General features: G+C 59.7%; 19 protein-coding genes. 11 read left to right on the forward strand and 8 right to left on the reverse strand.

Features of this window, described 5'->3' with window-relative positions; genetic code table 11:
• Positions 1-85 precede the first annotated feature (85 nt).
• From ELQ88_RS05995 to ELQ88_RS06005, 3 genes are read left to right on the forward strand one after another with little or no spacing between them, the layout of a single operon-like run.
• Entirely contained in the window at positions 86-619 is a 534-nt protein-coding gene (locus ELQ88_RS05995) for a (2Fe-2S)-binding protein (RefSeq protein WP_128874453.1), read from the forward strand.
• A complete protein-coding gene (locus ELQ88_RS06000; RefSeq protein ID WP_128874454.1) occupies positions 616-1608 on the forward strand; it encodes a xanthine dehydrogenase family protein subunit M in 993 nt (330 codons plus the stop codon). The genes ELQ88_RS05995 and ELQ88_RS06000 overlap by 4 nt, the downstream gene beginning before the upstream one ends.
• A complete protein-coding gene (locus ELQ88_RS06005) occupies positions 1601-3802 on the forward strand; it encodes a xanthine dehydrogenase family protein molybdopterin-binding subunit (protein ID WP_138964158.1) in 2202 nt (733 codons plus the stop codon). The genes ELQ88_RS06000 and ELQ88_RS06005 overlap by 8 nt, the downstream gene beginning before the upstream one ends.
• On the opposite strand, the gene ELQ88_RS06010 is transcribed toward ELQ88_RS06005, so the two are convergent.
• A complete protein-coding gene (locus tag ELQ88_RS06010; protein ID WP_128874456.1) occupies positions 3799-5037 on the reverse strand; it encodes an MFS transporter in 1239 nt (412 codons plus the stop codon). The genes ELQ88_RS06005 and ELQ88_RS06010 overlap by 4 nt on opposite strands.
• Before the next feature lie 410 nt (positions 5038-5447).
• On the opposite strand from ELQ88_RS06010, the gene ELQ88_RS06015 reads away from it, so the two are divergent.
• From ELQ88_RS06015 to ELQ88_RS06025, 3 genes are read left to right on the forward strand one after another with little or no spacing between them, the layout of a single operon-like run.
• Positions 5448-6887 carry a cytochrome ubiquinol oxidase subunit I gene (locus ELQ88_RS06015; protein WP_128874457.1) on the forward strand — a complete coding sequence of 480 codons (1440 nt, stop codon included), beginning with the start codon at positions 5448-5450 and terminating at the stop codon, positions 6885-6887.
• Positions 6888-6890: 3 nt separating this feature from the next.
• A complete protein-coding gene (cydB, locus tag ELQ88_RS06020) occupies positions 6891-7898 on the forward strand; it encodes a cytochrome d ubiquinol oxidase subunit II (RefSeq protein WP_128874458.1) in 1008 nt (335 codons plus the stop codon).
• A gap of 58 nt (positions 7899-7956) precedes the next feature.
• Entirely contained in the window at positions 7957-8124 is a 168-nt protein-coding gene (locus ELQ88_RS06025; RefSeq protein ID WP_064680606.1) for a DUF2474 domain-containing protein, read from the forward strand.
• A 74-nt stretch (positions 8125-8198) separates the two neighbouring features.
• Here ELQ88_RS06025 and ELQ88_RS06030 read toward each other — a convergent pair whose 3' ends face one another.
• The gene (locus ELQ88_RS06030; protein ID WP_138964160.1) at positions 8199-9323 is read right to left on the reverse strand and encodes a class I SAM-dependent methyltransferase; all 1125 of its coding nucleotides are present in this window, start codon (positions 9321-9323) and stop codon (positions 8199-8201) included.
• Positions 9324-9502: 179 nt separating this feature from the next.
• Positions 9503-10234 (reverse strand): autoinducer binding domain-containing protein, encoded by a 732-nt coding sequence (locus ELQ88_RS06035; protein ID WP_138964162.1) that lies wholly within the window; start codon positions 10232-10234, stop codon positions 9503-9505.
• Positions 10235-10543: 309 nt separating this feature from the next.
• Between ELQ88_RS06035 and ELQ88_RS06040 the strand changes: the two genes are divergently transcribed.
• On the forward strand, positions 10544-11320 hold the full coding sequence (locus ELQ88_RS06040; protein WP_128874461.1) for a ferredoxin--NADP reductase: 777 nt from the start codon (positions 10544-10546) through the stop codon (positions 11318-11320).
• A 40-nt stretch (positions 11321-11360) separates the two neighbouring features.
• Here ELQ88_RS06040 and mscL read toward each other — a convergent pair whose 3' ends face one another.
• Entirely contained in the window at positions 11361-11777 is a 417-nt protein-coding gene (gene mscL / locus ELQ88_RS06045; protein WP_128874462.1) for a large-conductance mechanosensitive channel protein MscL, read from the reverse strand.
• 643 nt (positions 11778-12420) lie between these two features.
• Between mscL and radA the strand changes: the two genes are divergently transcribed.
• A complete protein-coding gene (gene radA / locus ELQ88_RS06050) occupies positions 12421-13788 on the forward strand; it encodes a DNA repair protein RadA (protein WP_064675792.1) in 1368 nt (455 codons plus the stop codon).
• Positions 13789-13918: 130 nt separating this feature from the next.
• Here radA and ELQ88_RS06060 read toward each other — a convergent pair whose 3' ends face one another.
• Complete coding sequence (locus ELQ88_RS06060) at positions 13919-14284, reverse strand: PilZ domain-containing protein (RefSeq protein ID WP_128874463.1); 366 nt, start codon at positions 14282-14284, stop codon at positions 13919-13921.
• Between the two features lie 158 nt (positions 14285-14442).
• On the opposite strand from ELQ88_RS06060, the gene ELQ88_RS06065 reads away from it, so the two are divergent.
• The 3 genes from ELQ88_RS06065 to yjiA all read left to right on the forward strand — a co-directional run bounded on the left by ELQ88_RS06065 (position 14443) and on the right by yjiA (position 17814).
• A complete protein-coding gene (locus ELQ88_RS06065) occupies positions 14443-16509 on the forward strand; it encodes a carbon starvation CstA family protein (RefSeq protein WP_128874464.1) in 2067 nt (688 codons plus the stop codon).
• Positions 16510-16524: 15 nt separating this feature from the next.
• Positions 16525-16722, forward strand: coding sequence for a YbdD/YjiX family protein (locus ELQ88_RS06070; protein WP_054616680.1), 198 nt, complete (start codon positions 16525-16527; stop codon positions 16720-16722).
• Positions 16723-16842: 120 nt separating this feature from the next.
• A complete protein-coding gene (gene yjiA / locus ELQ88_RS06075) occupies positions 16843-17814 on the forward strand; it encodes a GTPase (protein WP_138964164.1) in 972 nt (323 codons plus the stop codon).
• A 99-nt stretch (positions 17815-17913) separates the two neighbouring features.
• On the opposite strand, the gene ELQ88_RS06080 is transcribed toward yjiA, so the two are convergent.
• The 3 genes from ELQ88_RS06080 to ELQ88_RS06090 all read right to left on the reverse strand — a co-directional run bounded on the left by ELQ88_RS06080 (position 17914) and on the right by ELQ88_RS06090 (position 20736).
• The gene (locus ELQ88_RS06080; protein ID WP_138964166.1) at positions 17914-18624 is read right to left on the reverse strand and encodes a GntR family transcriptional regulator; all 711 of its coding nucleotides are present in this window, start codon (positions 18622-18624) and stop codon (positions 17914-17916) included.
• A 26-nt stretch (positions 18625-18650) separates the two neighbouring features.
• Positions 18651-19355, reverse strand: a complete 705-nt coding sequence (locus ELQ88_RS06085) for a FadR/GntR family transcriptional regulator (RefSeq protein WP_128874466.1) — start codon at positions 19353-19355, stop codon at positions 18651-18653.
• A 67-nt stretch (positions 19356-19422) separates the two neighbouring features.
• On the reverse strand, positions 19423-20736 hold the full coding sequence (locus tag ELQ88_RS06090; protein WP_138964168.1) for a C4-dicarboxylate transporter DctA: 1314 nt from the start codon (positions 20734-20736) through the stop codon (positions 19423-19425).
• Positions 20737-20767: the final 31 nt, after the last annotated feature.

The raw sequence follows: 20767 nt of genomic DNA on the forward strand, positions 1-20767 counted from the left end.
ACACTCTCACCTTCCCCGAAGTCGTACCCCATATGACGGCGGTTTGCGAAAACGCCGCGAACGTACGACCAACCGTGAGGTGTTTATGAGCGCGACCACTCCCGACGCTGCGCAGCCGTCATTCGCCCGTCTCCCGCTGGATCTGACCCTCAATGGTCAACACCGTCAGCTCGAGGTCCTGCCCTGGACCACATTGCTCGACTTGCTGCGTGAGCAACTGGACCTGGTTGGCACAAAAAAAGGCTGCGACCACGGCCAATGTGGCGCCTGCACGGTGCTGTTCAATGGCAAGCGAGTCAACGCCTGCCTGACGCTGGCAGTGATGTGCGATGGTGCCGAGCTGGTCACGGTCGAAGGCCTGGCCGACGGCGATGACCTGCATCCGATGCAGCGCGCCTTCATCAAGCATGATGCCTTTCAATGCGGATATTGCACGCCAGGGCAGATTTGCTCCGCAGTGGGACTGGCTAATGAAGGGCGGGCGCAGACCTGCGAGCAGATCAAGGAAGGGATGAGCGGTAACCTCTGCCGCTGTGGCGCCTACAACAACATCCGCGATGCCATCGAAGAGGCGCTTCCCGCTTGCCGCCAGGGTGTCGGTCAAGGAGGTGGCCTATGAACCCTTTCCACTACAGCAAGCCGGATTCGGTGCAGGATGCCGTGCATCTCGCAGGTCCCGCTTCGCGTTTCATTGCAGGCGGGACCAATCTGCTGGACCTGATGAAGGAAAACGTTACCCGTCCCGAGCGCCTGATCGATATCACTGGCCTGCCCCTGCGTGAAGTCGACGAAACGGCCCAGGGTGGATTGATGATCGGCGCCCTGGTCAGCAACGCCGACCTGGCCTGGCACCCCTTGATCGAGCAGCGTTACCCGCTGTTGTCCCAGGCCATCCTGGCGGGCGCCTCGCCGCAATTGCGCAATATGGCAAGCGCTGGCGGCAATTTGTTGCAACGCACCCGTTGTTATTATTTTTATGACGCCAGCGTGCCGTGCAATAAACGTGAGCCCGGCAGCGGTTGCCCGGCTCGGGACGGTCTGAATCGAATCCACGCCATCTTTGGCGCCAGTGCGCAGTGTGTCGCCACGCATCCATCGGACATGTGCGTGGCCCTGGCTGCGCTGGAGGCGGTGGTCCATGTGCAGGGTCGTGGCGGTGTGCGCAGCATCGAATTTGCCGATTTTCACCGTTTGCCCGGCGAGGCTCCGGAACGTGACAACCAACTGGCCGACGATGAGCTGATCACGGCCATTGAACTGCCCGCTGCCGGTTTCGCCGAGCACAGTCATTACCTGAAGATCCGCGATCGCGCGTCCTATGCCTTTGCACTGGTCTCGGTGGCCGCGGCGCTCGAGATGACCGGGTCCGTCATACATGAAGCGCGGCTGGTCCTGGGTGGCGTGGCGCACAAGCCCTGGCGCGACAAGGCCGTCGAAAGCTGGCTGACGGGCAAGGCGCCCAGCCGTGAAACCTTCACCGTCGCCGCCGATACCCTGCTGCAAAACGCCGAACCGCTCGAACACAACGCGTTTAAAGTCAAACTGGCGCGGCGGGCCATTGTCCGCGCCCTGAGCGATGCCGCGCGGGGAGGGCAGCTTGATGAATAATTTCACACAACCCATGGGCCAGCCGCTGGATCGGGTCGACGGCCAACTGAAAGTGACCGGTCAGGCACGTTATGCCGGCGAGTTTCCCGAGGAAGGCCTGCTTCACGGCAGCGTCGTTTCCAGCACCATCGCCAGGGGGCGGGTAGTGCGGGTTGATGCATCGAAGGCATTGGCGCTGCCTGGTGTCATCGCGGTCATCGATCACACGAACCGGCCGAAAATCGCCAGTTACGACGAGCCCTACGAGGATGCCGACTCGGCCGAAGGGTCGCCGTTCCGCCCCTTGTACAACGACCGGGTGCTGTACAGCAGCCAACCGCTGGCGCTGGTGGTCGCCGATAACCTTGAACTGGCGCGCCACGCCGGTTCACTGGTGGTGATCGAATACGAAACCGAAGCGCATCAGACCGATCTGCTAGAGCTGCAAGGCGAAGCCCGCGAGGCCCCCGCCGAACTGCCCAAACCCCGTGGGCATTTTCAGGAGGAATTTGCCGGCGCGGCCATCAGCCTCGACCTGAACTACAGCACGCCGATCGAACATCACAACCCGATGGAGCCGCACGCCAGCACAGTCCTGTATCAGGCCGATGGCAGTCTGCATATCCACGACAAGACCCAGGGCACGCAAAACTGTCAGTCCTATGTGCAAAAGGTCTTTGGACTGGAGAAACAGCAAGTCAGAATTTTCGCGGCTTATGTCGGTGGCGCGTTCGGCTCGGGCTTGCGTCCGCAATATCAACTGGTACTGGCGGTCATGGCGGCGCTGTCGCTCCAGCGCTCGGTACGTGTGACGCTGACACGGCAGCAGATGTTCACTTTCGGCTACCGCCCCCGCACGTTGCAGCGCCTGCAAATAGGGGCGGCGGCCAATGGTCGTCTGCTGGCGGTCGCCCATACCGCCATCGGCCAGACCTCCAGATTCGAAGATTTCACCGAGCATGTGGTGGAGTGGAGCGGCATGCTCTATCACTGTGACAACGTGCAGCTGACCTACAAACTACTGCCGCTGGATGTGTTCACGCCCTTGGACATGCGCGCCCCGGGAGCGGCGCTGGGGCTGATCGGCCTGGAGTGTGCCATGGATGAATTGGCTTGCGCCCTGGCGATCGATCCCTTGCAATTGCGCCTCATCAACTACGCCGAGCGCAATCAGAACGAAGACAAGCCGTATTCCAGCAAAGAACTGCGCGAGTGTTATGCCCAGGGCGCCAAGCGTTTCGGCTGGGAGCAGCGCAATCCCGAACCCCGCAGCATGCGCCAGGGCCGGCAGCTGGTGGGCTGGGGCATGGCCGGTGGCGTCTGGGAGGCCATGCAACAGAAGGCCAGTGCCAAAGCCAGCCTCGATCACCATGGCAAACTGACAGTCAGCAGCGCAACGACAGACATCGGCACCGGCACCTACACCGTGATGACGCAAATCGCCGCGCAGGCGTCAGGCGTTTCGATGAAGGATGTCACCTTTATCCTTGGCGACTCCTCATTACCCACTGCGCCGTTGCAGGGAGGATCGTTCACAGTCTCGTCAGTGGGCACTGCGGTGCAGCAAGCCTGCGAAGCTTTAAAGGAAAAACTACTCGCCGTCGCCCGGCAGACGTCGGCGGCGTTCGCTGGAGTAACCGCTGAACAGGCCGTTTTCGAAGATGGGCAATTGACCTTCGGCGAGGCGCGGGTGGCATTGGCCGACCTGGCCCGGAACAGCGGGGAAGAGGCGATCGAGGTTCAGGTGGACGCCGAACCCGACAAGAAACGCGAAGCCTATGCCACCGCGACTCACTCGGCGGTGTTCGTCGAGGTACTGGTCGACGAAGACCTGGGCGTCGTCAAGGTCAACCGGGTCGTCAGTGCAATCGCCGCAGGCCGGGTGGTCAATCCGAAAATGGCTCGCAGCCAGATCCTTGGCGGCGTTGTCTGGGGCATCGGCATGGCGTTGCACGAAGAGACACAAACCGACCACGCGCTGGGCCGCCACATGAACCACAGCCTGGCCGAGTATCACATCCCGGTAAACGCCGACATCGGCGACATTGACCTACTGTTTGTCGAAGAACACGACGAGATCGTCAACGCCCTGGGTTCCAAGGGCGTCGGCGAAATCGGCGTCGTCGGGGTGGCGGCAGCCGTGGCCAATGCCATTTATCACGCCACCGGCATACGGGTGCGGGATTTCCCGATCACCCTGGACAAGCTGCTTTAGGCCCGGGCTTCTTCCACCGGCACGTGCATGCGGTCGCGATTGGCCAGGGTCGGGAACAGTTTGATCCAGACCCCGGTCACCACCAGCGTGCCGATGCCGCCCATGACCACCGCCGGCACCGTGCCGAACCAATGGGCGGTCAGGCCGGATTCAAACTCGCCCAACTGGTTCGAGGCCCCGATGAACAGGCCGTTCACGGCGCTGACCCGGCCGCGCATTTCGTCCGGGGTTTCCAGTTGCACGAAGGAGGCACGGATCACCATGCTGATCATGTCCGCTGCGCCCAACACCACCAGGACCGCGAGGGAAAACCAGAAGGAGGTCGACAGGCCGAAGGCAATAGTCGCCACGCCGAACACGCCGACGGCGGTGAACATCACTCGCCCGACCTTGCGATCCACGGAGAACCGCGCCAGCCAGAGCGACATCAGCAACGCCCCCACCGCCGGGGCCGAACGCAACAGGCCCAGGCCCCAAGGGCCCGTCAACAGAATGTCCTTGGCGAACACGGGCAGCAACGCGGTCGCGCCGCCGAGCAGGACCGCAAACAGATCCAGGGAAATCGCCCCGAGGATATCCGGACGGCTACGAATGAAGCGGATGCCTGCCAGCAACGAATCCAGGGTGGCCTTGCCCTTGTTCAGCGGTGTCTGCCGGCCGGGCAGGTTGAGCATCAGCGCACAGGCGATGATGTAGAGGATCACGGTCGGGCCATACACCCAGACACTGCCGAAGGCGTAGAGCAAGCCGCCGAGGGCCGGGGCGACGATGGTCGCCGATTGTTGGGCTGACTGGGCGGCGGCGACGGCGCGCGGGAACAGTGCACTGGGCACGATGCTCGGCAGCAGGGCCTGGGTGGTCGGCATTTCGAAAGAGCGTGCGGCACCCAGCAGGAACGCGAGGATGAAGATCATTTCCCGGGTGACATGGTCGGTCGCACTGCCGATGGCCAGTGACAGGGCTATCAGGGCTTGCAGGGATTGGCAGATCGCCGCGACCTTGCGCCGGTCATAACGGTCCGCGACATGCCCGGTGTGCAGCATGAACAGCACCCGCGGGGCAAATTCCACCAGACCGACCAGGCCCAGGTCGAGCACATTGCCGGTCAACTGATACAGGTTCCAGCCGATGGCCACGGTGAGCATCTGAAAGCCGCTGGCGGTAAAGACCCGAGCCAGCCAGAACGCGATGAAAGGGCGGTGATGACGTAACAGCAAGGGGGCTTGGCTGGGCATCGGAGGGCAAATCTGAACAGAGGGAAGGGTGAGATTATCACCAACCTGTAACCAGAAGTTGCAGCCTTGGGGGATTTAGTTAGCCAGGTACCGATCCAGCAAGGCCCCCTGGCCACAGGACGTCGCACACCCTGCAAATGTGTTGCGGTTCATGACCAACGCTATGAGGCAACCTGTCACGCGGCAAAAGACCACACCGTCCATCGCCGAAAACCGGACTACTCTTTTACCCATGCTTGATCCAGATCAAGACCCTTGTGGAATTGATCCGGTGGCCAGTTGGCCAGACTCCCTACGATGTGATGTTTGCAAAAAAAGAACGAATTCGAATTCGCCACACTCCATATCCGTGGGAGCAGTGGGTGCAGGCCGCAGGCCTTCAGCCGGTATCACCTGACAGAGGAAGACTTATGTTCGGTTTGGAGGCACTCGATCTCGCCCGAATTCAATTCGCGTTCACCATCTCGTTCCACATACTGTTCCCGGCCATCACCATCGGCCTGGCGAGTTACCTGGCGGTGCTCGAAGGGCTGTGGCTGAAGACCAACAACGACACTTACCGCGACCTGTACCATTTCTGGTCGAAGATCTTTGCCGTCAACTTCGGCATGGGCGTGGTCTCGGGGCTGGTCATGGCCTATCAGTTCGGCACCAACTGGAGTCGCTTCTCGGACTTCGCCGGTTCTGTGACCGGGCCGTTGCTGACGTACGAAGTGCTGACGGCGTTCTTCCTCGAAGCCGGTTTCCTCGGGGTCATGCTGTTCGGCTGGAACAAGGTGGGGCGCAATCTGCACTTCTTCGCCACGGTGATGGTCGCCATCGGCACCCTGATCTCGACTTTCTGGATTCTCGCTTCCAACAGCTGGATGCAAACCCCCCAAGGCTACGAAATCGTCAATGGCCAGGTGATTCCGGTGGACTGGCTGGCGGTGATCTTCAACCCGTCGTTCCCGTATCGCCTGTTGCACATGTCGACAGCGGCGTTCGTTGCGACCGCATTCTTCGTCGGCTCCTCGGCGGCCTGGCACTTGCTGCGGGGCAAGGACAATCCGGCGATCCGCACCATGCTCTCGATGGCGATGTGGATGGCCTTGATCGTGGCGCCGATCCAAGCCGTCATCGGTGACTTCCACGGTCTCAATACCCTCAAGCATCAGCCGGCGAAAATCGCCGCGATTGAAGGCCATTGGGAGAACCACGGCGATGAACCGACTCCGTTGATCCTGTTCGGCTGGCCGGACATGAAAGAGGAACGGACCAAATTTGCGGTCGAAATTCCTTACCTGGGCAGCCTGATCCTCACACACTCGCTGGACAAACAGGTGCCGGCGCTCAAGGACTTCCCGCCTGAAGACCGGCCGAATTCGACCATCGTGTTCTGGTCGTTCCGGGTCATGGTGGGGCTGGGCATGCTGATGATCTTTACCGGTCTGTGGAGCCTGTGGCTGCGCAAAAGCGACAAGCTGTACACCTCGCGACCATTCCTGTACCTGGCGTTGTGGATGGGCCCGTCCGGCCTGATCGCGATCCTCGCCGGTTGGTTCACCACCGAAATCGGCCGTCAGCCGTGGGTGGTCTACGGCCTGATGCGCACGGCGGATGCATCCTCCAATCACAGTTTCATGCAGATGAGCATCACGCTGGTCCTGTTCGTCGTGGTGTATTTCGCGCTGTTCGGTGCCGGTCTGGGCTACATGATGCGCCTGGTGCGCAAAGGGCCGAAGATCGACGAAGGCAAGGAAACGCCCGAGGGTGGTCCAGGCAAGAAACGCACACCGGCTCGTCCGCTGTCCGCTGCCGACGATGACGCCGACGCTGATAGCAGCCCCAGCCTGACCAAGGAGATTTGAATCATGGGTATCGATCTTCCGCTGATCTGGGCCGTGATCATCATCTTCGGCATCATGATGTACGTGGTCATGGACGGCTTCGACCTGGGCATCGGCATTCTCTTCCCGTTCATCAAGGGCAAGACCGACCGTGACGTCATGATGAACACCGTCGCGCCGGTCTGGGACGGCAACGAAACCTGGCTGGTACTGGGCGGGGCGGCGTTGTTTGGCGCGTTCCCGCTGGCCTATTCGGTGGTGCTCTCGGCGTTGTACCTGCCGCTGATATTCATGCTGATCGGGTTGATTTTCCGTGGCGTGGCCTTCGAGTTCCGGTTCAAGGCCAAGGACGACAAGCGCCACCTCTGGGACAAGGCATTCATCGGTGGCTCGATTGCCGCCACATTCTTCCAGGGCGTGGCGCTGGGTGCGTTCATTGATGGGTTGCCGGTCGTCAACCGCCAGTTCGCCGGTGGCTCGCTGGACTGGCTGACGCCATTCACCCTGTTCTGTGGCGCGGCGCTGGTGGTGGCTTATGCGCTGCTCGGGTGCACCTGGCTGATCATGAAAACCGAAGGCAAGTTGCAAGAGCAGATGCACGACCTGGCGCGGCCATTAGCCTTTGTGGTGCTGGCAGTGATCGGTATCGTCAGTATCTGGACACCTTTGGCGCACGCCGAGATCGCCGCCCGGTGGTTCACCCTGCCAAACCTGTTCTGGTTCCTGCCGGTGCCGATTCTGGTGCTGGTGACCATGTACGGACTGATTCGCGCCGTGGCCCGCAATGCGCATTACACGCCGTTCCTGCTGACCCTGGTCCTGATTTTCCTCGGCTACAGCGGTCTGGGCATCAGCTTGTGGCCGAACATCGTGCCGCCCTCGATCTCGATCTGGGACGCCGCGGCACCGCCGCAAAGCCAGGGTTTCATGCTGGTAGGGACGTTGTTCATCATCCCGTTCATCCTGGGTTACACCTTCTGGAGCTACTACGTATTCCGCGGCAAGGTCACCCACGAAGATGGCTACCACTAGAGCACACGATAGGGGTGCAGGCACTGATACCTGCGCCGTTTCAGAGGAGATCGCGATGATGGCTGGCAAACATTCCTTGCAGGAAATCGAAGCAGCAGAGAAAAAGCCGCTGTGGCAACGACTGGGCTGGCTGGCGATGATCTGGACCGGCAGCGTGGTGGCGCTGTTCATCGTCGCGAGCCTGATGCGCATGTTCATGAACGCCGCGGGCTTGTCGACCCACTGATTGCGCAACATCCCATCCCGTTGCCTCGCGGCACGGATTTACAACCCTCCTTAGCGGAGGGTTTTTTGCATGAATTATTTTCGGGCCTTGAGGATCACGAACTTGGGCGTGGCGGCCACTTGTTCGACTCCGCGAAACAGGCGCGCGAGCTTGCTGTGATAACCCAGGTGACGGTTGCCGACGATGTACAACGCGCCGCCCACCACCAGCGCTTCACGTGCCTGCTGAAACATCCGCCAGGCCAGGAAGTCGCCGACCACTTGTTGCTGGTGAAACGGCGGGTTGCACAGCACCACGTCCAGAGACTGGGGTTCCTGCCCGGCCAAACCATCGCCGGCACGCACAATGACTGGCCGATCATCCAGCGCCTTGTGCCAGTTTTCGGTCGCCGATTGCACAGCCATGAACGACTCGTCCACCAGCGTGTAAAGGGCTTCAGGATTTTGCAGAGCGCTGGCGATGGCCAGGACACCGTTACCGCAACCGAGGTCGGCAACCCGTGCCGCGCCGAGATTGCTGGGCAAGTGCGGCAGAAATGCCCGAGTGCCGATATCCAGCCCTTCGCGGCAGAATACGTTGGCGTGGTTGAGCAGTTCGATCGCAGGCTCGTCAAGTAGGTAGCGAGTCGGGTAAGGAGAGATAGCCGGAACCTTGGCTTCAGCGTCAGCGATCAACAGCCGGGCTTTCTTCACCGCCAGCGAGGCGCGCACCGGCCCGATGTAACGCTCCAGCAGATCGCCCGCAGCGCGGGGCAGGTGCTTGATCATGGCGCCGGCAATCACTTGGGCGCCCGGTGCCAACTGACCTTGCAGACGGATCAGTTGCTCCTCCAGCAAGGCCAGGGTTTTCGGCACCCGGACCAATACCCGGTCAAACGGCCCCGTCAGCATTTCGCTGGCAGGGACGCTCTGCACCGCATCAAATGCCTGGCCGTTACGGATCAGGTTCTTCTCCAGCCCTTGAAAGGCCAGGAACGAATCGCCGCTGCTGATCACCCGGACCTTGCCCTGCAGGCTGGCGGCCAATGCGCCGAAGCTGTCGTTAAGCACCAACACTTGAGAGTCCGTGCCCGGTTGCTGTTCGGCCAGATAATTGAGCAGGTATTCATCCGCGGCATCAAATGCCTGCAGCGGTTCGTTCTGCTGTTCGGGCTGGCGGATCAGGTCAAGTCGGGCGAAGGGTGTTTCGAGCAAGGGCATGGCGCGGGGACTCTGGGGAAATCGACAGGGACAATCAACAGGTCTCCCGCGGCCTGGGGGCATGGGTTGCGCGCGAGACCATCCGAGCGTACTGCGTCGTGAAGCTTCACACGTCATCACTCAGGAAGGACCGCAAATGGTACGTTTTTTTCTTCTGGATTACTCGCAGGTTTTATCAATCATCGCATCGCATTGCTACTGAGATAGCCTTCCTTGGCTGCGGTGATGACTGCCGCAATCTTGTTGTTGACGCCGAGTTTCACAATCGCGCTCTGCACATGAAAATTGATGGTGCGCGGGCTGAGGTTGAGAATTCTGGCGCTCTCATAGGCGGTCTTGCCATCGGCTGCCAGTTTCAATACGTCGATTTCCCTGGTGGACAAATGCGACGCGGGCGGTGCCGCGGCTTTTTTTGGCAAGGTCTGCGCGATCAAGGCATGCAGATGGCGGCCCATGAAGACTGAGAAGCCAAGATGTTCGTACAGCTCGAACGGGGTGATCGGGCAATGGCTTCTAGCCAGACTCAGAATGCTGCAAAACCCCCGGTCTTCGTCATGAATGGCGTGTGACCAGCCGTGCTGCAGGCCTTGGGTTTCAAGCGCTTCCCATAGTGTTGGTACAGGGGCGAAGAGTTCTTCACTCCAAAGAATAGGCAACACGGAGTGATTGCAATGAGCCACTACCGGGTCAATTGCCCTCATTTGCTTCTGTTCATATTCCTTGTTCCAGGCAGCAGGGTAGTTGTTGAACTTGATAGTTTCGAATTGATCGAGATCCGTTTTATAAGTTGTTGAAAATGCGAAAAATTTGAACCCTATATTTTTCGCGAAGCCAAGTGCGATGCGGTAGGCGGTATCCATCTCCGTTGTGCACGACAGTTGGTTTAATTGTGACTCCATCCACCTTTCCATCATAGGTCTCCATTCTCTTTCCGTTTGGTGCCAAATTGGATCCGAGATCCAGCACGTCCCGAGTGTAGGACTATTCCTACTTCGTTGTGAGAATTTTTAGATTGCCGGGACATTAAAATTTAAATATCCAGTTCTAATACAACACGGAGTTTGAATGTCATGTTTAATATGATTTGCCTGGTCTGGGCAGTTGTGAAAAAAACGTGAAATGAATCAGTCGATGACCCTTGTAAAGGCACTACAAATCGTCGGTGTTAACTTCCCTTGCTTTGCGGGACACTGGACGCTATCCGTTGTATGGAGCGACCCATGACTGCCAGTCTAGAAAAATTCACGCGCCAGACCTTGCTCGACGTTCAGCCGTTGACCCCGAACCTGTTTACCCTGCGGACCACCCGGGATCCGGGGTTTCGCTTTCGAGCGGGGCAATTTGCCCGGTTAGGGGTGACCAAGGCTGATGGCAGCACGGTATGGCGCGCTTACTCCATGGTTTCGTCACCCTATGACGAATTCCTCGAGTTCTTCTCAATCGTGGTGCCGGGGGGGGAATTCACCAGTGAACTGAGCCGGCTGGAAGTCGGCGATACGCTGCTGGTCGACCGTCAGGCCTTCGGTTACCTGACACTGGATCGCTTTATCGACGGGCGTGACCTCTGGCTGTTGTCCACAGGCACCGGCCTGGCACCGTTCCTGTCGATTCTGCAGGACTTCGAGGTCTGGGAAAAATTCGAGCGAATCATCCTGGTCTACAGCGTACGCGAAGCCCGGGAACTGGCTTATCAGGAGCTGATTGCGGGTCTGGCGCAGCGTGACTATTTAGCGGAGCACGCTCACAAGTTGCAGTTCATCGCCACTGTCACGCGCGAGCAGCATCCTGGCGCCTTGAGTGGCCGGATCACCACACTGATAGAAAAGGGTGAGCTGGAGCAAGCGGCCGGCGTGGCGCTGACGCCCGAGCATTCGCGGGTCATGCTCTGCGGCAACCCGCAGATGATCGATGACACGCGAGCATTGCTTAAACAGCGTCACATGCACTTGAGTCTCAGCCGGCGACCTGGACACGTTGCTGTGGAAAATTATTGGTAAAAAACGGCGCCCGAAGACGCCATTTTTTGCCTCCACAACATCACTCAGGCCGATTGTTCTGGGCCTTCAGCAGGTCGCGGATCTCCCCCAGCAGCTCTTCTTCCTTGGTGGGAACCGGCGGCAGGGTTGGCGCAACGGCTTCTTCGCGTTTCAGACGGTTGATGGCTTTGACGCCCATGAAGATCGCGAAGGCGACGATGATGAAGTCGATCAAGCTCTGGATGAATTTGCCATACGCCAGCACCACCGCCGGGACGTCCCCGTTGGCGGCCTTGAGCGTGATGGCCAGGTCGCTGAAATCCACCCCGCCGATCAACAGGCCGATGGGCGGCATGATCACGTCACCGACGGCCGACGAAACGATCTTGCCGAAGGCGGCGCCGATGATGATACCGACGGCCATGTCGACCACATTGCCTTTGACCGCGAAGGCCTTGAACTCACTGATCACGCCCATGGGTTATTTCCTTGTTACAGATGAGGTAGGTGCCAGCAGTGTAATTCAGCAAAATGCTTCTTGCTCGAAACACTGGCTTACGATGCTCGCCTGCTATCGACCGGATCATCAGTAAAAAGTTTACAAATCGCCATCATGTATGCGCGAGCTGAACCCGTGGAGCCGATCCTCCAGGGGTGATGTTCACTATCTGAGCAGTCATTTTTTCGGTCGTTCAACGGCGTCTATCGGTCGCGGTGGAACACTTGATAACACCGGACATACAGGCGGATGTCCGGTAAGTGCCAGAGATGTTCGATCGATGGGTTTGCTTGGTTTAGATAAAGCTCGCCGGAAATATTCATGGGTCGAGGTCAGGGTAACTGTCCTGTGCCGAGTAATGTTCATTAATTCGGCTTGTAGTAGTGAAGTTGTACGTTCAGAAGTCGAGGTGTAAGGGTTTGTATAAGTTTGATCGGTGTTTAATGGATAAGGCCGCTGTTTGTATGAGCGTAAGCGCACGCTGTGTATAAGTATTGCCTTGTTGTAACAAGGTGCCTTTATCCTGGATACCTGCTACTTGGTGTAGAAGAACCGTCAGGCAACTGCCTCGCGCCGATCCGGTCCGACTGAGCTATCATCGCGGTTTTTGCCGGGAGTTCAGATGGCCAAGGCCAAGCGCATGTACGGCTGCACCGAGTGCGGCTCAACCTTTCCCAAGTGGGCCGGCCAGTGTGGTGAGTGCGGTGCCTGGAACACCCTGACGGAAACCATGGTCGAGAGCGGCGGCGCCGCAGCTCCCAGCGGTCGCACCGGCTGGACCGGGCAGCAGGCGCAGATCAGGACCCTGGCCGAAGTCAGTGTCGAAGAGATCCCGCGCTTCTCCACCGCTTCCGGCGAACTTGATCGCGTCCTGGGTGGGGGCTTGGTGGACGGTTCGGTGGTATTGATCGGTGGCGACCCCGGCATCGGTAAATCGACCATTTTGTTGCAGACCTTGTGCAATCTCGCCAAGAGCATGCCCGCCCTGTACGTCACCGGCGAAGAGTCCCAGCAACAAGTGGCCATGCGCGCCCGCCGTCTGGGCTTGCCTCAGGATCAATTGCGGGTCATGACCGAAACCTGCATCGAAACCATCATCGCCACGGCCCGGCAGGAAAAGCCCAAGGTCATGGTGATCGATTCGATTCAGACGATCTTCACGGAACAACTGCAATCGGCGCCGGGTGGTGTTTCCCAGGTTCGCGAGAGCGCAGCGTTGCTGGTGCGTTATGCCAAGCAGAGCGGTACGGCGATTTTCCTGGTCGGCCACGTGACCAAGGAAGGCGCACTGGCCGGGCCGCGGGTGCTGGAACATATGGTCGACACAGTGTTGTATTTCGAAGGCGAGTCCGATGGGCGCTTGCGTCTGCTGCGGGCGGTGAAGAACCGGTTCGGCGCGGTCAACGAGCTGGGGGTGTTCGGCATGACCGACAAGGGCTTGAAAGAAGTGTCCAACCCGTCGGCGATTTTCCTCACCCGTGCTCAGGAAGAAGTGCCCGGCAGTGTGGTCATGGCGACTTGGGAGGGGACCCGGCCGATGCTGGTGGAAGTCCAGGCCCTGGTGGATGACAGCCACCTGGCTAACCCGCGTCGGGTAACGCTGGGGCTGGATCAGAATCGCCTGGCGATGTTGCTGGCGGTGCTGCACCGTCACGGCGGCATTCCGACCCACGACCAGGACGTGTTCCTCAATGTGGTCGGTGGGGTGAAGGTGCTGGAAACGGCCTCCGACCTGGCGCTGATGGCGGCGGTCATGTCCAGTTTGCGCAATCGGCCACTGCCGCATGATTTGCTGGTGTTCGGTGAGGTGGGGCTATCGGGCGAAGTGCGTCCGGTGCCGAGCGGCCAGGAGCGCTTGAAAGAAGCCGCCAAGCACGGCTTCAAGCGTGCCATCGTGCCCAAGGGCAATGCGCCGAAGGAGGCTCCGCCCGGGTTGCAGATCATTGCCGTCACTCGCTTGGAACAGGCCCTCGACGCGTTGTTCGAGTAGCCGGCTGGTTGAACACATTCCCTGTGGGAGCGGGCTTGCTCGCGAAGGCGTCGGATCAGACGACATCAATGTTGAATGGAGGACCGTTTTCGCGAGCACGTCCGCTCCCTCATTGGGATGTCGTAGGCCGTCAGGTTTCGATCAGTGCGCCCAATTCCCGCTCCAGCTCCTGCGGATCACCCAGATTCAACTCGATCAAGCGCCGCAGACGCTCGATGGATTCCAGGCTGATGTGAAGGCAGGCGAAACCGAGCTGGCCGTGATCGTCATGGGTCAGGCGCAGGTCCATGGTGATGTCGATTTCATCGCTCAGATGAATGTCGACGAAAAAATCCTGTTGCCGATTTCCCAGCCACGGCTCGGGTTTTTCGATCAACAGCCCCTTGAGTGACAAGTCGATCAACCTCACCGGCCAGATAAATGCCCCCTGGCCCAGTTCGGTTCTGGCATCGAACGCGATACGTTTGAAGCGGCGGCGATCAGGGTGCTCGCTCATGGCGCGATCCTCTAAATGTTCGCTGACTATAGACCTGTAATGGCAAGGCCTGCGAGCCAGGCAGGCGTCCCGACCACTATCGGGGTATGGCCTTTGTTGTCAGGCGAGCTAAACTCGGGATGGCTGTCTTTCTTGTCCACCTTGGCTGGAATCATAAAATGAAAAATAATAATGGCCTGCTACGCCACCTACCCTGGCTGCTGCTGGCAATCGTGGGCGCGTGTGCGCTCGGCGTCGTGGCATTGCGCCGAGGCGAGCCGATCAACGCCTTGTGGATCGTGGTCGCCGCGGTGGCCATTTATCTGGTTGCGTACCGTTACTACAGTCTGTTCATCGCTACCAATGTGATGCAACTCGATCCGCGCCGGGCCACCCCCGCCGTGCTCAACAATGACGGTCTGGACTACGTGCCGACCAACAAACACATCCTTTTCGGTCACCACTTCGCCGCCATCGCCGGTGCGGGACCGCTGGTGGGGCCGGTCCTGGCGGCACAGATGGGTTACCTGCCCGGTACGCTGTGGCTGATCGCCGGGGTGGTGCTGGCCGGTGCGGTGCAGGACTTCATGGTCCTGTTCATGTCCACCCGCCGCAACGGCCGCTCCCTGGGCGACATGGTCCGTGAAGAAATGGGCCGCATCCCCGGCACCATCGCGCTGTTCGGCTGCTTCCTGATCATGATCATCATCCTTGCGGTGCTGGCGCTGATCGTGGTCAAGGCCCTGGCCGAAAGCCCGTGGGGCATTTTCACAGTGATGGCGACCATCCCGATCGCGATGTTCATGGGCATTTATATGCGCTACATCCGTCCGGGGCGCATCGGTGAAATCTCCGTGGTCGGCGTGTTGCTGCTGCTCGGCTCGATCTGGCTGGGCGGGCAGATTGCCGCCGATCCGGTCTGGGCCAAGGCGTTCAGCTTCACTGGCGTGCAGATTACGTGGATGCTGGTCGGTTACGGTTTCGTGGCCGCCTCGTTACCGGTCTGGCTGATCCTGGCGCCGCGCGACTACCTGTCGACCTTTCTCAAGATCGGTACCATCGTGGCGCTGGCGATCGGCATCCTGGTCACCATGCCCGAGTTGAAAATGCCGGCATTGACCCAGTTCACCGACGGCACCGGGCCGGTGTGGAAGGGCGGTCTGTTCCCGTTCCTGTTCATCACCATCGCCTGTGGCGCGGTTTCCGGTTTCCACGCGTTGATCTCCTCCGGCACCACCCCGAAGTTGCTGGATAACGAGGTCAACTCCCGTTACATCGGTTACGGCGCCATGCTGATGGAATCCTTCGTCGCCATCATGGCGATGGTGGCGGCTTCGGTGATCGAGCCAGGCGTGTACTTCGCCATGAACAGCCCGGCGGCAGTCGTCGGTGGTGACGTGGTGGCTGTGGCGCAGACCGTCAGCAGCTGGGGTTTTGCAATCACCCCGGAAGCGCTGCAAGCGGTGGCCAAGGACATCGGTGAAACCACCATCCTGGCTCGCGCCGGCGGTGCGCCGACCCTGGCGGTCGGTATTGCGCAGATCCTGCACAGTCTCCTGCCGGGTGAAAACACCATGGCGTTCTGGTACCACTTCGCGATCCTGTTCGAAGCGCTGTTCATCCTCACCGCGGTGGACGCCGGTACCCGTGCCGGCCGTTTCATGCTCCAGGACTTGCTGGGTTCCTTCGTGCCGGCGCTGAAACGCACCGAGTCCTGGACCGCCAACCTGATCGCCACCGCCGGTTGCGTGGCCATGTGGGGTTGGTTGCTGTATCAGGGCGTGATCGATCCGCTGGGCGGCATCAACACCTTGTGGCCGCTGTTCGGTATCTCCAACCAGATGCTGGCCGGGATCGCACTGATGCTGGCGACGGTGGTGCTGATCAAGATGAAGCGTCAACGTTACGTCTGGGTCACCATGCTGCCTGCGGTCTGGCTGCTGATCTGTACCACCACCGCCGGCTTCATCAAGCTGTTCGACGCCAACCCGGCGATCGGCTTCCTGTCGCTGGCGAAGAAATACAGCGATGCCCTGGCCAACGGCCAGATCCTCGCCCCGGCCAAGGACATCACCCAAATGCAGCACGTGATCTTCAATGCCTACACCAACGCCACGCTGACGGCGCTGTTCCTGTTCGTGGTGTTCAGCATCCTGTTCTATGCGCTCAAGGTCGGTATTGCCGCCTGGGGCACCAAGGAACGTACGGATAAAGAAGCACCGTTCCAGGCCCTGCCGGATGCTTGATCGAGGATTGCAAACATGTTCAATGACCTGAGTCGCCTCGGTAAATACCTCGGTCAGGCCGCGCGCCTGATGGTCGGCATGCCCGACTACGACAATTACGTGGAGCATATGCAGAACAAACACCCGGACAAACCGGTGATGAGCTACGAGATGTTCTTCCGCGAACGTCAGGAAGCGCGTTACGGTGGCAAGGGTGGGCCCAAGTGTTGCTAATGCAGCACTAGGCAATACAAACCTGTAGGAGCCGGCTTGCTGGCGATAGCGATCTCAAGGACGCCATCGCCGGCAAGCCGGGCTCCTACAGTTTTTTTTAGCGCATGGGAGATTTTTGTTTTGCTCACACCAATCCCGGTCACGATCCTCAGCGGCTTCCTCGGCGCCGGCAAAACCACGCTGCTGCGTCACCTGCTCAAAGCCGAACACGGCCTGAAAATCGCCGTGATCGAGAACGAATTCAGCGATGCCGGCATCGACACCCAACTATTGGGCGATGAACCGGTACAAGTGATGACGCTGTCCAACGGCTGCGTCTGTTGCACCATCCACACCGACCTGACCAAAGCGCTGTACCTGCTGCTGGAGCGCCTGGACAGTGGTGAAATCGCCTTCGACCGCCTGGTGATCGAATGCACTGGCCTGGCCGATCCGGCACCCGTGGCGCAAACCTTCTTCATCGACGAAGAGCTGCGCGAGCGTTACATCCTCGACGGCATCATCACCCTGGTGGACGCGGCGCACGCCGACACGCACCTGACCCAGACCATCGCCCAGGCCCAGATCGGTTTTGCCGACCGCCTGCTGGTGAGCAAGCGGGACCTGGTGGACGAAGCGACCTTCACTGCATTGAGTGAGCGCCTGACCCGGATCAACCGTCGCGCGCCGATCCGCGTAGTCGACCACGGCAAGATCGACCTTGCCGAATTGCTCGATGTGCGCGGTTTCAATCTCAATGCCGACCTCGGTGGCGGGGTGAGTTTGCGGCCCGTCAGCAAGGCGCCTTCCATCGACCGCATTTCCAGCCTGGTGCTGCGTACCGACAAGCCGCTGGATATCGACAGGCTCAGCGCGTTCATGAACGAGTTGCTGGAAGAGCATGGCAAGCAATTGCTGCGCTACAAAGGCGTATTGAATATCCTGGGTGAACCGCGGCGGATGGTGTTTCAGGGGGTATTGAAGTTGTACGGCTTCGACTGGGACACGGAGTGGGCGGACGATGAAGCGCGGGAAAGTGTGATCGTGTTTATTGCCGATGATTTGCCGGAAGAGAAGATTCGTGAGGGGTTTGATCGGGTTGCCGCAACCTGAAGCATTGTCGGCGTCTGCTATGGCCCCATCGCGAGCAAGCTCGCTCCCACATTTTGAAATGCATTTCCCTGTGGGAGCGAGCTTGCTCGCGATAGCGATCTAACCGGCAACACGGTTTTGGCAAGGCTCCGAGTTCAGCAACATATCTTCTATCTGATCCAGATGCCGGTTCATCAAGCCCGTCGCCATCACAGCATCCCCTCGCTCGACCGCATCCACAATCCCAACCTGCTCCCGCCATCCGCAATAAACCTGCGCCGACGCATCAAACTGCGCAATCGCTAACGAAGTGAGCGGCACCAGACTGCCAAGAAAATGCGCCAACGGTGCATTCCCCGCCATATCAGCCAATGCCAGATGAAATTCACCGGCCAACCGGATCGCGGTGCCACGCTGGTCGCGCTCCAGGCACTGGCGTTCGCGCTTGACCAGTTCCTGCAGGCGTTGCACATCGTTCGCTTGAGGTTGCTGGCAGGCAAGCCGTACCAGCGTGAGTTCCGTCAGCCGCCGGGCGTGCAGCGTTTGCCGGGTCTGTTCGGTATTGAGCGCAGCCACGCGGGGCCGATGGTTGGGCCGAAGTACGATGATCTGCTGGTGGGACAGTTGCGTCAGCACGCCCCGAATGTCACTGCGTCGAACACTGAACATCTGCGCCAGGCTTTCTTCGGTAAAGCGACTGCTCGCCTCGATGCGCTGTTCGAGAATGGCATCGAAGACCCGCGAGTAGAGATCAACCACGGGTGGTTTCCCGTTGCTTGTTCGGGGAAAGGGCAGGGCGCCGAGTGTTTGCGGTGAAGCGAAGCTGTTCATGGCCTGTCTCCAGTTCGAAGAGTGGGTCAACTGACGAGATTATCGTCCGGAATATTCAATTCGATGCCCATCCGCTGGCCTTCGCGAAGGATGTGCCGACGCATTTCGGCGCTGGCTTGAGCGCTGTTTTTACTGCGTATGGCCCGCACCACGGCTTCGTTTTCTTCGAGCCGTTCCGCCAGATGCTCCGGAGAATTGCGCAGTACCTCGGCGCTTTGCTTGAGGGCATTACTGGTCTGCTGCACCACGCTCTGGAAGATCGGGTTCGAGGTCAGGGTGAACAGTTCTTCGTGGAACGCGATGTAGGCGTTCACCCCGGCTTCGCTGTCGTTGGCCTCCAGGGCTTCGCGCATATCCATCAGGGTCAGGCGCAGTTGCCCGATTTCCTTGCTGCTGATGGACTGTGCCACCAGGCCGACAATGAAGGGCTCGAGGGTATAACGCAGTTGCAGCACGTCTTCCAGGCTCGCCCCGGCCACCGCGCTGTCGTGACTCTGGCTGTCGCTCAGATTGGCCTCCAGCACGACCACGCCTTTGCCTGGCATGGAACGCACCAGTCCGAGGGTCTCCAGCACGATCACGGCTTCGCGCAGGCTCGGGCGGCTGATGCCCAGTTGTTCGGCCAATTCCCTTTGCCCCGGCAGCATTTCACCGGAGCGCCACTGACCACGGGCCAGAGCGGCCCGAAGTTTTTCTACGACTGAATTCACAACGGTCGACGAGGTGATCACTGTTCGCTCCATGAGTATCCATAACGATTGATGGCCGTGCCTGCCCGCGGGCAGGCACGGCGATTATTCAAAATTCCTGCTGATGCGCCGGGCCTGCTGGCTTCCTGGGCTGGAAGGTATAACCCAGCTGACCGGAAAGTACTTTGTTCGCCCGTTCGATATCGATGTCTTTTTCCCAGCGCGCGATGGCCACTGTAGCGACGCAGTTGCCGATCAGGTTGGTCAGCGCCCGGCCGATACCCATGAACCAGTCCACTGCCAGCACCAGTACCAGGCCCACGACCGGAATGGCCGGGATTGCTGTCAGGGTCGCCGCGAGAATCACCAGCGCCGAGCCGGGAATGCCATGGGCGCCTTTGGAGGTGATCAGCGATACCAGCAGAATCGTCAGCAGGTCGGTCATGGCCAGTGGCGTACCGGTGGCGTTGGCGATGAACACGATAGCCAGGGTCAGATAGATCGAGAAACCGTCCAGGTTGAACGAGTAACCCGTAGGAATCACCAGGCCGACTGTCGAACTGCCGATGCCGAGGTGCTCAAGCTTGCGCATGATTTGTGGCAGCACGGCATCGGACGAGGCGGTGCCCATGACAATCAGCAATTCTTCGCGCAGGTACTTGAGCAATGGCCACATCCGCAGGCCGGACAGGCGCATCACCAGGCCGAGAATCAACGCCACGAACGCCGCGCAAGTCAGGTAAAACAGGCCGACCAGGCTGCCCAGATGCTGCAGCGAGTCCAGGCCATATTTGCTGGTAGTAAAGGCGATCGCACCGAACACGCCGATCGGCGCCAGGCGTACGATCATGCCCATGATGCGGAAGATGACGTGGCTCAGCTCATTGATCAGCCGTGAAATGCCGGAAGCCGCTTCACCCACCAGGTTCAGCGCGCTGCCGAACAATACGGAAAACAGCAGGACCTGCAAAATGTTGTTGTCGGCAAAGGCGCCGATCACCGAGGTCGGGATCAGGTCCATCAGGAACTGCGTGGTGGTGTGCATGTGCTGACCGCGCTGGGCGATATCGCCCATATCGGCGGCGGAGAGCTGATCCAGATGGATGTTCGCGCCGCTGCCAATGCCGGTACTGAAGGCGAAGACCAGGCCGATCACCAGGGCGATGGTGGTCAGGACTTCAAAGTAGATCACTGATTTGAGGCCGATGCGTCCGACCTTCTTCAGGTCGCCGGCACCGCTGATGCCGCTGACCACCACGCAAAACACGATCAGACCGATGAGCATCTTGATCAGTTTGATGAAGCCATCGCCGAGCGGTTTGAGCTGGGCGGAGTATTCAGGAAGGGTCAGTCCGCAGACGATGCCGAGCACCAGTCCGAGAACCACTTGGAGGAAGATTGAACGCGAGCACCATCTGAGCATGGGAGGAATCCTGGTCGGTGTCCTGGCTGCC

This window comes from Pseudomonas sp. MPC6 (genome assembly GCF_006094435.1).
Classification (GTDB): Bacteria; Pseudomonadota; Gammaproteobacteria; order Pseudomonadales; family Pseudomonadaceae; genus Aquipseudomonas.

What these genes read in the sequence shown, in the direction of transcription:
- ELQ88_RS05995 (WP_128874453.1), top strand. Translation starts at nt 86, where the DNA reads ATGAGCGCGACCACTCCCGACGCTGCGCAGCCGTCATTCGCCCGTCTC.
- ELQ88_RS06000 (WP_128874454.1), top strand. Translation starts at nt 616, where the DNA reads ATGAACCCTTTCCACTACAGCAAGCCGGATTCGGTGCAGGATGCCGTG.
- ELQ88_RS06005 (WP_138964158.1), top strand. Translation starts at nt 1,601, where the DNA reads ATGAATAATTTCACACAACCCATGGGCCAGCCGCTGGATCGGGTCGAC.
- ELQ88_RS06010 (WP_128874456.1), bottom strand. Translation starts at nt 5,037, where the DNA reads ATGCCCAGCCAAGCCCCCTTGCTGTTACGTCATCACCGCCCTTTCATC.
- ELQ88_RS06015 (WP_128874457.1), top strand. Translation starts at nt 5,448, where the DNA reads ATGTTCGGTTTGGAGGCACTCGATCTCGCCCGAATTCAATTCGCGTTC.
- cydB (WP_128874458.1), top strand. Translation starts at nt 6,891, where the DNA reads ATGGGTATCGATCTTCCGCTGATCTGGGCCGTGATCATCATCTTCGGC.
- ELQ88_RS06025 (WP_064680606.1), top strand. Translation starts at nt 7,957, where the DNA reads ATGGCTGGCAAACATTCCTTGCAGGAAATCGAAGCAGCAGAGAAAAAG.
- ELQ88_RS06030 (WP_138964160.1), bottom strand. Translation starts at nt 9,323, where the DNA reads ATGCCCTTGCTCGAAACACCCTTCGCCCGACTTGACCTGATCCGCCAG.
- ELQ88_RS06035 (WP_138964162.1), bottom strand. Translation starts at nt 10,234, where the DNA reads ATGGAAAGGTGGATGGAGTCACAATTAAACCAACTGTCGTGCACAACG.
- ELQ88_RS06040 (WP_128874461.1), top strand. Translation starts at nt 10,544, where the DNA reads ATGACTGCCAGTCTAGAAAAATTCACGCGCCAGACCTTGCTCGACGTT.
- mscL (WP_128874462.1), bottom strand. Translation starts at nt 11,777, where the DNA reads ATGGGCGTGATCAGTGAGTTCAAGGCCTTCGCGGTCAAAGGCAATGTG.
- radA (WP_064675792.1), top strand. Translation starts at nt 12,421, where the DNA reads ATGGCCAAGGCCAAGCGCATGTACGGCTGCACCGAGTGCGGCTCAACC.
- ELQ88_RS06060 (WP_128874463.1), bottom strand. Translation starts at nt 14,284, where the DNA reads ATGAGCGAGCACCCTGATCGCCGCCGCTTCAAACGTATCGCGTTCGAT.
- ELQ88_RS06065 (WP_128874464.1), top strand. Translation starts at nt 14,443, where the DNA reads ATGAAAAATAATAATGGCCTGCTACGCCACCTACCCTGGCTGCTGCTG.
- ELQ88_RS06070 (WP_054616680.1), top strand. Translation starts at nt 16,525, where the DNA reads ATGTTCAATGACCTGAGTCGCCTCGGTAAATACCTCGGTCAGGCCGCG.
- ELQ88_RS06080 (WP_138964166.1), bottom strand. Translation starts at nt 18,624, where the DNA reads ATGAACAGCTTCGCTTCACCGCAAACACTCGGCGCCCTGCCCTTTCCC.
- ELQ88_RS06090 (WP_138964168.1), bottom strand. Translation starts at nt 20,736, where the DNA reads ATGCTCAGATGGTGCTCGCGTTCAATCTTCCTCCAAGTGGTTCTCGGA.